Here is a 13,867-nt window from a genome sequence, read left to right on the forward strand (position 1 = left end):
TTGGTACTTCTCCGCCCGCCCGGAAGTAGCCGAACAACTCCGGAAAATAACACGCCACTTGACCCGCTTTCCGGCCCGCCCATAATCTGCCCGAAGTTGACCGCTCTCCGGTCGATGCACTCTTCGACGCACCTCATACGGGCCATTGCCCTGGTGCGTGAATATCCCCGATGTCACCAGAACGGAGCGTGCGGCGTGGGCATCTCCACACACCAGCAGATGGACTTCACGAACCGAATCCGAAAAGGCGACGACCGCCCCGCCATCATTTCCGACGGCGAAATCCTGTCGTACGGCCAACTGCGCGACCGCATCGACCATTACGCCGATGTCCTGGCCTTCACCGGTGCCGAGGCGGGCACGACGGTGGCGCTCAGCCTGGAACGCGGACCGGACGCGGTGGCGGCGATGCTGGCGACGGTGGAGACCGGTGCCGCCTTCGTCTGGCTGGACGGCGCGCAGCCGGCCGCCCGGAACCGCACCGTGCTCGCCGATTCCGGGGCCGGCTGCCTGGTGACCGACGCCGGCGGCCGCGGGGACGGCATGGTCCGCGACCTCGCCGGACCGGATCTCGCCGTCGTGCAGATCGACGGGACCGCGACCGCCGCCGTCGAGCGCCTGGGCCGACGCCGCCAGGCCCGGGCCGTCCCCGAGGACACCGCCGTGATCGTCTACACGTCGGGCTCGACCGGCACGCCGAAAGGCATCGTTCAGCGCCGCGCCAATATCGATGAGTTCACCCGCTGGTTCACGGCGGAAGTCGGTATGACCGAACGGTCGAAGGTGCTCCAATGGGCACAGTTCGTCTACGACGCCTCCTATGTGGAGATCTTCTCCGCCGTCGGTACCGGCGCGACACTGGTGATGCCGCCGCCGTCCGTGAAGGCCGATGTGCATCTGGTGCTCGACTGGATACGACGCCATGACGTGACCCACATTCAGACCGCACCGAGCCTGTATCGCGCGCTGTTCGACGCGGTGGCGGCCACGGACGGGCACGCCACCCTGGACGCCCTGCGCGGTATCACCATCGCCGGCGAAGCCCTGTCCCCGGCGCTGGCGCAGGAGGCACGGCGGGTCTTCCCACGGGCCGACCTCTTCAACATGTACGGACCGGCCGAATGCATTCTGGCGACCTACCACCGCATCACGGAAAGCCCCGACGATTCCCGAACGGTGCCCATCGGCATTCCGCTGCCCGGCCGTGAAGTGCTGCTGTGCGACGAGGACGGCACCCTCGTACCGGACGGCGAGATCGGAGAAATACGCGTCCGCAGCCGTTTCCTGGTGCACGGATATCTCCATCGCCCCGCGGAGACCGAGCGCGCCTTCCTCCCGGATCCGCACGACGCACCGGGCTACCGGGTCTACCGCACCGGCGACCTCGCCGCCCGGCGGCCCGACGGCACCCTCGTCTTCGAGGGCCGGATCGACGACCAGGTGAAGATCCGCGGTGTCCGGGTGGAGCTCGGCGAGATCGAGGTGGCCGTGGCGGAGCTCCCCGGCGTCCTGCACGCCGCGGTCATCCCGGTGGACGGCGACACCGGCGACCGACAGCTGTACGCCTACGTCCAGCCGAGGGAACAAGGCGCGCTCTCCCCCGCGGAGTTGAGGTCCGCACTGGCGGCCCGCCTCCCGCACGCCATGGTGCCCGCCCGGTTCGTGCTGATCGACGCGATGCCACTGACGGTCTCCGGCAAAGTGGACAAGCGCACCCTGAAGGCCACCGCCCAGGACGCGACCACCACGGAGCGGGCATCGGACGCCCGGTCCGCCGAACTCTCCGCCACACAGCGGAAGGTGGCCGACATCTGGTCCCACGTCCTGGGCGTCGCTGCGGACGGTCAGGAGGGGGACTTCTTCGCCCTGGGCGGCGACTCCCTGAAGGTGCCGAGGGTACGGAGGGCGGTGGCCGAGGTCTTCGGACTCGACGTCCCGCTGGCGGCCTTCTACGAGTACCCCGGCATCGAGCAGCTCGCCCAGCACCTGGACGCACTGCTGGCGGCCGACCGCCCAGGGGCCGTCACGGGTTCCGCGGGCGCTCCGCGTCCGTGAACGAACGCAGCGGGACGAGGCCGAGCCGACAGGCGGTCAACGCCACTTCCACGCGGTTGCGCACCTTGAGCTTGGCCATGATGACCGAGACGTACGACTTGACGGTGTTCTCGGCGACGCCGAGGCGCCGGGAGATCTCCCGGTTCGACAGTCCGCTGCCGATCCCGCGGACCACGTGCAGCTCCCGTTCGTTGAGGTCGGCCAACTCCCCGGACAGGCCGGCCGAGCCGTCGTTCGGCAGCAGGGTGAAACCGGAGAAGAGGCGGCGGATCACCGAGCCCGCGAGGAAGGTGTCCCCTTCGGCGACCGAGCGGATGGCCGTCGAGAGGATCCAGTCCGGGGAGTCCTTGAGCACGTATCCGGTGACGCCGCCCCGCATGGCGCTCAGTAACAGGTCGTCGGTGTGCCGTTCGACCATGACCATCATGCGGGTGTGCCATCGCCGCGGTCCGGCCCGGTGCACGACGCTGCTCACTTCGTGCCACCCCTTGGGCGGTAGCGACGCATCCATCAGGAGCACATCGGGCCGCTCCCTCGCCACCAGGTCCAACGCCCCCGAAGAGTCTTCGGCCACGCCGACCACCTGGATCTCCTTGCCGCGTTCCAACAGCGCGCCGATCCCGACGCGGGCGAACTCCTGATGGTCGGCGATGGCCACCCTGACGGGTTTCTCCCGGCGGATCTCCGGACGGACGTGGGATTCGGCGAGTACCACAGCGAACCTTTCTCGTGCCCGCGGCTGCGTGGGGGAGGTGGGCAGGGCCCGGGCGGTGAGTACGACCGGGCCGGCCGCCCACCGTCGTCATCGCACTCCACAGTGCGTGGCGCGGCACGGGTGGGGGAGAGGGGACGGGGCGCCGGACGACGTGCTGGGGAGGGGACACGGCGTCGCGTTCCGATGCGTCGGGGACGCGGCGGATATCGGGCACGCGTGAGACATCAGACCGTCCTTGCCGTGTGATCCGGTGTGGCACGAGCTCCGGCCCCTCAACTTTCATGCGGCGTTGTGATGTTGTCCAAGACCTGTTGGTCATCGGTCGCATAATCTCCGGGCATAGGCCCCATGCGCGGTTCTGTCCCCCCGGCGGGCCCGACGCGGGGCGGCGGCCGCGAGGGGCTGCCCGCGGGTCAGAGGCGGACGACGACGAGGGCGACGTCGTCCCGGGCGCCGCCCGCCACGCCGAGCCGTGCGAGCAGGGCGTCGGCCAGCCGCTGGGGGCTGAGGTGGCTCATGGTGGACAGCGCGTCGGTGAGCTGGCCCAGCCCGGTGTCGATGTCCTCGCCCCGCCGCTCGATGAGGCCGTCGGTGTACAGCACGAGGGTTGTCGCCGCTGCGGTAGGAAGTGCCGGCCTGCGGGCGGGGTACGTGCTCGGGCCGGGCCCCCAACGGCGGGTCGGTCGCCTGGTCCAGCAGCTGGTGGGTGCCCTGGGCGCTGAGCAGCACGGGAGGCGGATGGCCGGCGCTGGAGTAGACGATCAGCTTCGAGCGGGTGTCGATCAAGGCGGTGACCGCGGTCGTCACCAGGGCACCGTCCACCGAGCGGGCGTACAGCCCCAGCACCTCCAGCGCCTGGGCGGGCCCGGCCACCGCCCGACTGGCCGCGGACAGCGCACTGCGCAGCATGCCCATGACGGTGGCGGCCTCCAGGCCGTGACCGACCACGTCGCCGACGGCGACCGAGAAGCGACCGTCGGCCAGGTCGACGGTGTCGTACCAGTCGCCGCACACGTTCAGCGAGCCGACCGCCGGCAGGTAACGCACCGCGACGCCCTCGTGCCGGGCCAGGTCGGGGGAGTGCAGCATCGCCTCCTGCAAGGTGACGGCGACCTGTCGCTCCCGGGCGTGCGCGGCCCGCAGCTCGTCGTTGAGCCGTTGCAGTTCACGGGCCCGGACGTACAGTTCGGCCTCCATGCTCTGCGCCCGCTCGGCCAACGGGCCGCGGCCGTGGAGCCGGCGGGTACGCACGAAATCGGTGACGTCCTCCACCCGGTGGAGGACGTCACCTGTCCGTCCGGTCCGTGCACCGGCGTGTTGATCGGTGACCACCAGCGTTCCTCGAAGCCCCCGGGCCGGTGGACCACCGGGATGTCGTAGCGCTGCACCGGCATGGTGTCCGCCCGGCCGGTGGCCAGCACCCGTTCCAGGGAAGCGCGCAGGTTGCGCACCCCGTCGGCCAAGCTGTCCGTGGGGTTGTCCGGGAAGGCGGTGAACAGGTGCTGCCCCACCAGTTCCTCGCAGGAACGGCCGGTGGCCCGGCAGTACGCGTCATTGACGTCGACGACCACCAGGTCCGTACCCAGCACCAGGTACGGGCTCGGCGTAGCGACGAACAGCGCCCGGTAGTCGATCTCCGGCCTCACGTACGCGCCTCCAGAGAGGGCCGCCCCTCCTCAGCAACCACGCTACGCACCACCGGCCCGCCCTGCCCACCTGGCTCGGCTCCGGGGCCGCCCGGCTCAGCCGATGTCCAGGACGGCCTTGCCGTGCAGCCGCCGGCCGAGCAGGGCGTCGACGGCGTCGGCGGCGTCCTCCCAGGTGCCGCGCCAGGCGAGGTGCGGGGTGAGCTCGCCGGCCGCGACCCGGTCGGCGAGCCACGTCAGGTCGCGGGCGAGTCCGGTGCAGGCGAGCAGGAAGAACGTGGTGAGGGAGCGGTCGTGCCGCCCCTGGTCGCCGAAGAGCGCCCCGTAGGGGAAGGTCTCGTCCGCGTGGGCGGAGTGCCCGACCGCGACCAGCGTGCCGCCTTCGGCCAACCGCTCGTAGGCGTCGACGAGTTGCCCTCCCCCCACGAGGTCGACGACGCCGTCCACGGCGGCCGTGAGCTGCCGGGGGTCGGCCACCACCTCGTGCGCGCCCAGGTCGCGCAGGCCCGCGCCGTGCCGTTCCGGGGAGCCGGTAGAGGCGGTGACGTGTGCTCCGCCGCGTCGGGCGAGCTGGACCGCGTAGCGGCCGGTGCCGCCGGTGGCGCCGGTGATCAGGACGCGTCGTCCCAGGAGGGGGCCGAGGCGGTGCAGGGCGCGCAGTGCGGTGGTGCCGGCCACCGGGATGGTGCTGAGCGCTCCGGGGTCGGCGCCGTCGGGCGCCACTCCCATCAAGTCGGTGTCCACGGCGCGGAGTTCGGCCCAGCCGCCAGCCGGTCCGAGGGTCACCACGGGCGTGCCGGCGGCCGGGCCGGAACCGTCGGCCGCCGCGCGCTCGACCACTCCGGCCGCGTCCCATCCCAGGACGGCGCCGTCGGCGGCCTGCTGGAGGGCGGTGCTCACCTCGCCGTAGTTGAGGGAGGTCGCCGCCACCCGCACCAGGGCCTGGTGCGGCGCGGGTTCGGGCTCGGGTGCCTGGCCGAGCCGGAGGCCGGTGGGGGCGGAGTGGTCGACAAGCAGAGCACGCATGGCGCGGTGCACCCTTCGCGAGACGGTGGGAACCAGTGATCCCAGTTATGCCACTCAGTGGCATCTGCTCGCAAGTGGCATTCACCCCTCGGGTACGCTGTCCGGCATGGGCACCCCACCTCCACCGCTCGACGCCGCAGACCGCCTGCCGCTGCGCGAACGCAAGAAGCTGCGGACCCGGGAAGCCCTGGTCGACACCGCCCTGACGCTCTTCACCGAGCGCGGCTTCCACCGCGTGACGCTCGACGAGCTCTGTGATGCGGTGGACACCTCCAAGCGCACCTTCTTCCGGCACTTCACCAGCAAGGAAGACGTCGCCATGGCGCCGCTCCAGGACCTCTGGCGGGCCTTTCTGGCCGACCTGGAGACCCGCGAGCCCACTGGCGGACCGCTCATGGAACTGCTCCAGGAGGCGCTGCTCACCGCGCTGGACGCGGCGCCCGCCACCGACTGGCCGCAACGCGTCCGCCGCAGCCGCCGACTGGCCGCCCAGAACCCGTCCATGGACGCGCACGGCCTGCGCTTCTGCCAGGACACCAGCCGCGCCGCGGTCGACGTCCTCCACCGTCGCTTCGGCCTCCCGGCCACGGACGCCATCCGCCCACGGCTCGCCGTCGACCTGCTCGTCGCCGCCTTCCACTGCGCACTGGACAGCTGGTCGTCCCTGCCCGGCGACCCCACCCGCGGCAACCTGGCCACCCACCTCCGCGACGCCTGCGCGGCCCTCCCCGAGGCCCTCACCCTGACGACCGCCCCGGCCTCCTGACCCCCCCCGCCCGTCCCGTCCGAACCCCTCAAGGGGCCTCGCAGACCGGGCAGTTCCCGAACCAGGCGGCGTTCGGCCGGCTGCATCCCGGCTCCGCTCCTCGTCGTTTCGTTCGGCGCGGCCGGCAGCGGGGTTTACTCGCCCGCCGCGCCCTGATGCACCGTCAGGCCAGCGCCCGTCGAGGCCGCCTCTTCCGCCGGCGCGGCGTCAGGTGGTGGGGGCGAGATGGGGGCCACCGCTCCCCTGAGAACAGGCGGCGGACGCTCCGACCGCAGCCCGTGCGGGGGCCCCTTGCGTCGACGGTGGAGAGCTTCGCTTGTGCACTCCAAGGCCGGTTTTGCCATGTGATGATGCTCAACAGGCATAAGGAAAGGTCGACGATGGATCTCCTACAGCTGCGCTACTTCCAGGTCGTGGCCCGGTACGAGCACGTCAGCCGGGCCGCGGAGGAACTACGGGTCGCCCAGCCCTCGCTCAGCCGCGCCATCGCCCGACTGGAGTCCGAGGTGGGCACGCCGCTCTTCGACCGGCGGGGCCGCCGCATCCGGCTCAACCAGTACGGCATGACGTTCCTGCGCCACGTCGAGCGCGCACTGAGCGAACTCGACGACGGGCGGCGCGCGTTGCGCGAGGCCCGCGACCAGGTCCTGGGCAGGGTCTCCGTCGCCGCCGAGACCCTGCTGACCCTCGCCCGCCTCCTGGGCAGCTTCCGCGCCGCCTACCCCCGCGCCGAGGTACGGCTCTTCCAGGCGACCGTGGAGGAGATGGAGCGCCGACTGCGCGCCAGGGAGGTCGACTTCTGCATCGCGTCCCAGCCGCTGACCGGTCCGAACCTGCACACCGTCGAGCTGGCGCGCGAGGAAGTGCTGCTCGCCGTGCCGCTCGGGCACCCGCTGGCCGACCGGGACCGGGTGACCATCCCCGAGCTCGCCGACGAACCCTTCGTCACCACCCGCATCGGGACCTGGCCCCGCGCCCTCCTGGAGCGCCTCTTCGCCGCGGAGGGCCTCACGCCGAAGCTGTCCTGCGAGGGCGACGAGCCGGGCGCCAGCGGAGACCTGGTCAGCGCCGGCCTCGGTATCGGCCTCGTGCCGGCCATGGCCCGCCAGCTCGCCACCCGCCACCAGGGCGCCTGGGTGCGCGTCGACGCCCCCAACTGTCACCGGACCCTGACCCTGGTCTGGCACGAGGACGCCTACGCGTCCGCGGCCGCCCTGAAGTTCCGGGACTTCGTCACCAGTCGGCCCTTCATGTCGCACTGCCTCCCGGAACCGGGGGAGGGGACGGGGAACGACGGAACGGCGTGACGGCGGTGTCCCTCCGCCCTTGAGTGCGGCAGAGGGGGAGCGCGACCGTCGCCGCCATGACGGAAGGGGCTGCGAGCCCGGCCGGCAACTGGTCGGGCCTGCCCTCCTCGGCGTGTGGTTCATCGATTTGTCCCTATTAGTGCGTATATTTTGGCTCCGAACGGTCTCGTGCCCGCACCGCGGGGCACGGTGTGCATCGCCGGTGGAGGAGGGTTCCGTGCTGGGCCAGCGTTCCGTTGAGGAGGTCGGGAGACTGGTCGAGGTGAAGCTCGGCGGCCTTCCGGTGCACTACGAGCAGATGGCGGTGGTCGCGGGCATTCACCGCGCGGCCTCGGCGGTACGGCAGCACGTCGAGAACTCCGTGCTGCGCGGCTCGGACCTGACGTGGACCGCGTTCGTGGTGCTCTGGGTGGTGTGGATCCGGGGCGAGTCGGAGACCCGGCACGTGGCCGAGGAGGTCGGGATCTCCAAGGGGACCCTCACCGGTGTCGTCCGGACCCTGGAGTCCCGGGGGTTGCTGCGGCGCGCCGACCACCCCGACGACGGCAGGCTGGTGTTGCTCCGCCTGACGGCGGAGGGCGAGGCCCTGATGTGCCGGGTCGTGCCCGAGTTCAACGCCGAGGAGGCGTTCGTCACCGGGCAGCTCGACGGCGGGGAGTGCCGGTGCGTGGCGGAGCTGCTCCGCCGGGTCGTGGCGCAGGTCGAAAGCCGCGGCGAGGAGCGGCGGTTGAGTCTGCTCGGTGGGGCCGAGCCGGCGCCGCGGCGTAGTGGGCGGCGCCGGTCGAAGGGCTGAGGGCGGGGTGGCGGTGTCGTGGCCGGGTGGTGTCAGACGCTGTGGCCGAAGGTGTCGAGCAGGCGGGGGACGCCGCCGTCGCGGAACGCCGCCAGCATCCGGTCGGCGGGGGTCTCGCGCCGCGCCAGGCGGGTGAACAGCGGCGCGAGGTGGGTCTCTTCCCCGGCGCCGCGGGCGCGTAGGCCGTCGGCGGCGAGTTCCAGGAGTTCCCGGATCCGAGCGAGCGAGGCGGAGTCCTCCGCGTCGAGTCCGTGTTTGCTGGCGCGGATCCACAGGGTGCGCCAGTCGTCCCAGGGGACCTTGTGCAGCAGCGCCTCGGCCTCGTCGAGCCGTTCCACGAGTCCGAGGGTCAGGGCCGCGGCGACGCCTTCCTCTCCCTGTGGGGCGACGCCGCTGGTGCGGTTCTCCACGTAGCAGTTGACCGCGTGCTCCTCGAAGTACGGCCCGATCCGGCGCTGGGTGAGGGCGGTGCGGACGTCGTCGAGGTGGGTGCCGGAGTCGAAGCCGTAGTGCAACTTGGCGGCCGGCCAGCCGTATTGGTGGATGCGGTCGAGCATGTTCCGCTCGGGGGCGACCATGATCCGTTCGCCGGTGGCCTGTCGGGCCGGGACCGGCTCCGGGGACAGCAGGAAGTCCCGGAACGATGCGCCGCCGAGCACCTCGCAGCCGCCGCTCTTGCGGTTGGTGAGGAAGTAGATGTGGGAGGCCCAGTAGTGCTCGATGTACGCCCCGATGTCGGGGTAGGGGGCCGCCGGAATGGCGTTGGAGGTGTACCGCGCCTCTTCGGCCGGAACCCTCCCGCTCCGTTCGTGCCACACCCAGTTCCGGGTCTCCTTCCACGGCTGGATCCGGCCCCGGGCGATCGGTGAACCGGCCGTGAGTGCGGTGAAGACCCCGGCGAAGCCGCTGAGGACGTTCACCGCGCGGGCCGCCTCGTGCGGTGTGACGTCGACCGACACCTGGTGGGAGGCGATCGGGACGAACCAGTGGTGGAAGTGCCAGCGCCGGGCCAGCAGCAGGTACCAGTCTTTGCGGGTCTTACGGGCGGAGTCGAACCAGGTGTGGGGCTGGATGCCGGCGCTGAGCACGGTGTGGCCGAGGGGGTCGAGGGCCTGGCGGAGGTCGTGCAGGACGGTGTGGGCCGCCGTCACCGCCTGGCCGACGGTCTCCGCGGGGGCCAGGGACAGCTCGACGGTGCAGATGCCGGTGTCGGTGTTCACATGGTCCGCGTACTCCCCGTGGGGCCGGGTCACGCCGAGGGTGATGCCGGTGATCTCTTCCCGGGCGAGGGTCCACGAGGCGTTCCTGGCGGCGAATGCGGGCCACAGCTTCGCCGCCGTGGCGCGGTCCATGCCCCGGCCGGTGGCGCGGGACACGACCGGGAATTCGAGTTCGAGACCGATGCGCCGGCGGGGTGCGGGGGCGGTGGCCCCACGGTCCCGGCCGGGGGTGGGCCGGCTCATCCGAGCGGGCGCGTGTCGAGGGTGCGCGACGGGCAACTCACCGCGAATTCCGCCCCGTTGATGCGGTGGCGGTCGGTGGGTGGGGCGGGGGAGCAGGCTTCGGTCGGTAAGGACGGGGTGGTGGAATGCGGCGACATGAGCGGCGGCACGTGGGGCATGGGTTGGAATCCCTTTCCTCGCCTGGTGGCCTGCTCGGCTGCGCGACACAGGGCCCCTTGCCCGGGGTGAACGACGCTGCGTGGAGCGGGGAGGGCGTCGGGGCGGTTGATTCATGTTCCGGGCCGGCTCGCCGCAAACCTGTTCGCTTTCGCATGCGCCGCATCGGGCCATCGTGCGGAAGTGGCGTGCGCCCGGGCCCGATGCGGGAGGCGCAAAGTGCTGGACAGCCCACCCACTCCCTGCAAAAGTATTCCGTATGACGCATGACTATCCCCTTGATGGTGTGGGGCTCGTATGGCCGGTCGGCTTCCGGGCCTTCACCGGGCACGGCGGACTCCGGGACCAGGGCGACGACATATCGATCGTGGCCTCGGACCGCCCGGCCGTCAGTGCCGCGATGTTCACCAAGAGCCTCTTCGCCGGGCCCGCGGTGGTCCTCAGCCGCGCCCACGCCGCCGGGCGGAGGCTGCGCGCCGTGGTCACCCTGGCGCAGAACGCCAACGTCGCCACCGGCCGGCAGGGCGCCGAGCACGCCGCCGAAGTGGTCGGCCGGGTCGCCGGGATCCTGGACGTCCCGGAGGGCGAGGTGCTCATCGGGTCCACCGGCGTCATCGGGCGCCCGCTGCCCATGGACACCATCCGGGCGCACTTCGACCGGACCGCGCGGCGCGGCACCGACGCCTTCACCGCGGCGCCGTTGGACGTGGCGCGGGCCATGATGACCACCGATACCCGCCCGAAGACCGCCGTCCGCCAGGTCGGCGGCGCCCGGATCGTCGGCATCGCCAAGGGCGTCGGCATGCTGGAACCCAACATGGCCACGATGCTGGCCTATGTCGTCACCGATGCCGCGCTCACGGCGGCGGACCTGGACCGGGCGCTGCGGACGGCCGTCGACGCGACGTTCAACTGCCTGAGCGTGGACACCGACACCTCCACCTCCGACACCGTGGCGGTGCTCGCCAACGGCGCGGCCGGCCCGGTCGATCCGGCGGAGTTCGCCGCGGCCCTCGCCGACCTGTGCCTGGACCTCACCCACCAACTCGCCAGTGACGGCGAGGGCGCCACCAAGCTCCTACGGGTCACCGTCACCGAGGCGGGCGACACCGCGCAGGCCAAGCGCATCGCCAAGAGCGTCGTCAACTCGCCCCTGGTCAAGACCGCCGTGCACGGCGCGGACCCCAACTGGGGGCGGGTCCTGATGGCCATCGGCAAGAACACCGAGGACCGCGACATCGTGCCGCACCGCGTCACCGTCGCCTTCGGCGACACCGAGGTCTACCCGGCCGAGCCGACCCCGGACGTGCTCGCGGAACTCACCGCCGCGATGCGCCGCAGCGAGGTCGACATCACCATCACCCTCGGTCTCGGGGACGGTGCGGCAACCGTGTTCGGCTGCGACCTGTCCGCCGGCTACGTCCGGATCAACGCGGACTACACGACATGACCCGGCCCGCCCACCGCCCCGGCCGGCTACTGGTCGTCCCCCAGTGGCAGGGGTCAGCGGCCGACGCGCCGCAGCGGGTGGCGGCCGGCGCGCACCGCCTGAGTGCGTTGCTGCCCGCGACCCGACGCACGGTGGTCGCCGTCAGCCCCCGACCGGGCCCCACCGGGGGCGGGGTGCGTCATCTCGACGTCCTGACGGCCTCGTTGCGGGCCACCAGGGAAGCCCTGGCCGGTTGGGGCGAGGGGGCGCTGCGCACGGTCGGCGGTGACTGCGGGATCGAACTCGGGCCGGTGTCCCACGCGGTGGCCCGCCACGGGGACGACCTCGCCGTCGTCTGGTTCGACGCCCACGCCGACCTCAACACCCCGGCCACCTCACCCTCCGGCGGTTTCCACGGCATGGTGTTGCGCACCCTGCTGGGGGACGGCCCGGCGGCGCTGCTGCCCGCGCCGGACGGACGCCTCTCCGCCCGGCGGCTGGTCCTCGCCGGGGTGCGCGCGCTCGATGCCGAGGAGCGGCGGTTCCTCGCCGCCGCCCGCATCCCGGCGCTGTCGGTCGCGGCTCTCGACGACCCGGCGTGGCTGGTCGCGACCGTGGCCGCCACCGGCGCCCGGCACGTCTACGTCCATCTGGACCTGGACGTGTTGGACCCCGGCCACTTCGCCGGACTGTCCTGCCCGGAGCCGGTGGGCCTGCACCCCGACCGGCTGGCGGACGCCCTGACGGCGCTCGCCGACGGCTTCTCGCTCGCCGGGGTCGGGATCACCGAATACGCGCCGGCCACTGCCGCTTCCGCGGCGGCCGAACCCGCTGCGGCGGAGGGCGTGTTGCGCCGGCTGTTCGCGGGCCCGGCCTTCCGCTAGCCGGCCGCCGGCACGGTGGGCCGGGCGGCGGGTGCCCCGGATCAGGCGTCGAGCGGGTGCCAGGCGGGGCCGTCGCCACCCGGCCGGACCTGCCCGAACACCACGTCGGCGAAGTGGATGCCGAAGCCGATGGTGTCCGGTTCCCGGAGTTCGGCGACCAGTCGGCGGCGGGCGTCGGCGGCCAGCGCAGGGTCGTGGTCGGGGGCCGCCAACCACTCGGGATGGTCGACCTGGATCGGCGAGTGCAGGGCGTCGCCAAAGGCGATCAACCGCCGGCCGCCCGCGGTGATCTCGTAGACGGCGTGCCCGGGCGTGTGGCCGAGGAGGAACCGTATCCGCACGCCCGGGAAGACCTCCTCGCCGTTCGCCACGGTCCGGACGTACGGTGCGAGTGCCGTCAGGATCTCCGGACCGGTGCCGTGCGCTTCGAGCAGGTCGCGATGGGTCCACTCGGGCTCGGCGACCAGGTAGTCGGCGTGCGCGAAGGCGGGACGGTCGCTGCCGGGGGCGGGGTGCCAGGCCCAGCCGACGTGGTCGGTGTGGAGGTGGGTGAAGGCCACCGCCTCGATGTCGGCCGGCGCGCGGCCGAGGGCGGCGAGGTTGTCCAGCAGTGCGCCGCCGTGCAGGGCGCCGTGCGCGTTGCCGGGTTCGGCCGGGAACGACCGCGGCCCGACGCCGGCGTCGATCAGCAGCGCGCGGTCGCCGCGCTCCACCAGGAGGCCGCCCACGCCCGCCACCAGATTCCCGGTGGTGTCCAGGTACGCGGGGTGCGCGGCCCAGGTCTCGTCGGTGGTGTCCGGCAACCAGCGGCGCGGGATCAACTGCACCGCGCCGTCCGGTACGTACGTCACCTTGGTCTCGCCGAGCCGCAGCGACCGGAGGATGGCCGGTCGGTGCAGTCGTTCGTCCTTGCTCGGTGCGGCAGTGCTCATGGTCGCGGTCCCTCCGAAGGGCGAGGTGGGCAGGGGCGTTGGGGCGCTCCGCACGGAGGCGGGGGCGCCGGTGCCGCCCCGGGAGGGGGGCGGCACCGCCACCATAAGCATCAAGTTTGAATCATTCAAGCTCGGAATATTTAGGCTAGCTGCACTTGGTACGATGGCCGTATGACGACGAACCCGGAAGCGCGGGCCCTCGCGGAGCGCCAGCTGTGCGGCCTGGTGAACGGGTTGGCCCAGCAGATCGCCGACCACGTCCGCCGCCGCGCGGCCACGCTGGGCCTCACCGCGCCCCAGGCCACCGCGCTGCGCGAACTCAGCGGGCCGATGACGATGCGGGAACTCGCCGAACGGATGACCTGCGAGCCCTCCAACGCCACCTTCGTCGTCGACAAACTCGAAAAGCAGCTACTGATCGAGCGCCGACCGCACCCCACCGACCGCCGCGCCAAGCAACTGGTCCTCACCCCGCAGGGCACCGAACTCCGTGAACGCCTGCTCGCGCTCCTCAACGCGGAATCCCCCCTCGCCGGCCTGACCCAGGCGGAACAGGGCACGCTGCAAAGCCTGTTGGCGCGAGCCATGGCGCACCCTCCGAAGGGGGAGTCGCTGGCGCGGGAGTGACGCGCCGATGGTGACGCGGGAGGCGCTGCCCACCGGGCGGGCGCCGAGCGCGCCGCCGTTCCTCTACC

11 protein-coding genes and 1 pseudogene are annotated in these 13,867 nt (G+C 72.2%); 7 read left to right on the plus strand and 5 right to left on the minus strand.

The genetic code is table 11. The annotated features are described in order from the left end of the window. Positions 1-195 precede the first annotated feature (195 nt). The gene (locus tag ACO0M4_RS08625; protein ID WP_430369157.1) at positions 196-2,055 is read left to right on the plus strand and encodes a non-ribosomal peptide synthetase; all 1,860 of its coding nucleotides are present in this window, start codon (positions 196-198) and stop codon (positions 2,053-2,055) included. Here the strand turns inward: ACO0M4_RS08625 and ACO0M4_RS08630 are convergent. The 3 genes and pseudogenes from ACO0M4_RS08630 to ACO0M4_RS08640 form a co-directional block, all read right to left on the minus strand. Continuing rightward, a complete protein-coding gene (locus ACO0M4_RS08630; RefSeq protein ID WP_430369158.1) occupies positions 2,024-2,770 on the minus strand; it encodes a response regulator transcription factor in 747 nt (248 codons plus the stop codon). The two genes, ACO0M4_RS08625 and ACO0M4_RS08630, sit on opposite strands and share 32 nt — an antisense overlap. 413 nt (positions 2,771-3,183) lie before the next feature. After that, a pseudogene (locus ACO0M4_RS08635) lies at positions 3,184-4,416 on the minus strand (SpoIIE family protein phosphatase). Positions 4,417-4,512: 96 nt separating this feature from the next. Then, positions 4,513-5,442 carry a zinc-binding dehydrogenase gene (locus ACO0M4_RS08640; protein ID WP_430369159.1) on the minus strand — a complete coding sequence of 310 codons (930 nt, stop codon included), beginning with the start codon at positions 5,440-5,442 and terminating at the stop codon, positions 4,513-4,515. A gap of 106 nt (positions 5,443-5,548) precedes the next feature. Here ACO0M4_RS08640 and ACO0M4_RS08645 point away from each other — a divergent pair, with 106 nt between their 5' ends. From ACO0M4_RS08645 to ACO0M4_RS08655, 3 genes are all read left to right on the plus strand, one after another. Continuing rightward, positions 5,549-6,208: a TetR/AcrR family transcriptional regulator gene (locus tag ACO0M4_RS08645; protein WP_430369160.1), complete on the plus strand. Its 660-nt coding sequence runs from the start codon at positions 5,549-5,551 to the stop codon at positions 6,206-6,208. Between the two features lie 380 nt (positions 6,209-6,588). Continuing rightward, positions 6,589-7,515: a LysR family transcriptional regulator gene (locus ACO0M4_RS08650; protein WP_430369161.1), complete on the plus strand. Its 927-nt coding sequence runs from the start codon at positions 6,589-6,591 to the stop codon at positions 7,513-7,515. 217 nt (positions 7,516-7,732) lie between these two features. Then, complete coding sequence (locus ACO0M4_RS08655; RefSeq protein WP_430369162.1) at positions 7,733-8,308, plus strand: MarR family winged helix-turn-helix transcriptional regulator; 576 nt, start codon at positions 7,733-7,735, stop codon at positions 8,306-8,308. A gap of 32 nt (positions 8,309-8,340) precedes the next feature. Here ACO0M4_RS08655 and ACO0M4_RS08660 read toward each other — a convergent pair whose 3' ends face one another. Further along, the gene (locus ACO0M4_RS08660; RefSeq protein ID WP_430369163.1) at positions 8,341-9,771 is read right to left on the minus strand and encodes a glutamate-cysteine ligase family protein; all 1,431 of its coding nucleotides are present in this window, start codon (positions 9,769-9,771) and stop codon (positions 8,341-8,343) included. Between the two features lie 415 nt (positions 9,772-10,186). Here ACO0M4_RS08660 and argJ point away from each other — a divergent pair, with 415 nt between their 5' ends. Together argJ and ACO0M4_RS08670 are read left to right on the plus strand one after the other, a co-directional pair. Then, entirely contained in the window at positions 10,187-11,377 is a 1,191-nt protein-coding gene (argJ, locus tag ACO0M4_RS08665; protein ID WP_430369164.1) for a bifunctional glutamate N-acetyltransferase/amino-acid acetyltransferase ArgJ, read from the plus strand. Further along, on the plus strand, positions 11,374-12,240 hold the full coding sequence (locus tag ACO0M4_RS08670) for an arginase family protein (protein ID WP_430369165.1): 867 nt from the start codon (positions 11,374-11,376) through the stop codon (positions 12,238-12,240). Before argJ ends, ACO0M4_RS08670 begins: the two co-directional genes overlap by 4 nt. Before the next feature lie 41 nt (positions 12,241-12,281). On the opposite strand, the gene ACO0M4_RS08675 is transcribed toward ACO0M4_RS08670, so the two are convergent. Further along, positions 12,282-13,172, minus strand: coding sequence for an MBL fold metallo-hydrolase (locus ACO0M4_RS08675; RefSeq protein ID WP_430369166.1), 891 nt, complete (start codon positions 13,170-13,172; stop codon positions 12,282-12,284). A 171-nt stretch (positions 13,173-13,343) separates the two neighbouring features. Between ACO0M4_RS08675 and ACO0M4_RS08680 the strand changes: the two genes are divergently transcribed. Further along, positions 13,344-13,799: a MarR family winged helix-turn-helix transcriptional regulator gene (locus ACO0M4_RS08680; RefSeq protein WP_430369167.1), complete on the plus strand. Its 456-nt coding sequence runs from the start codon at positions 13,344-13,346 to the stop codon at positions 13,797-13,799. Positions 13,800-13,867: the final 68 nt, after the last annotated feature.

It is taken from the genome of Streptomyces sp. RGM 3693, from assembly GCF_050471125.1.
In the GTDB taxonomy this organism is placed as follows: domain Bacteria; phylum Actinomycetota; class Actinomycetes; order Streptomycetales; family Streptomycetaceae; genus Streptomyces.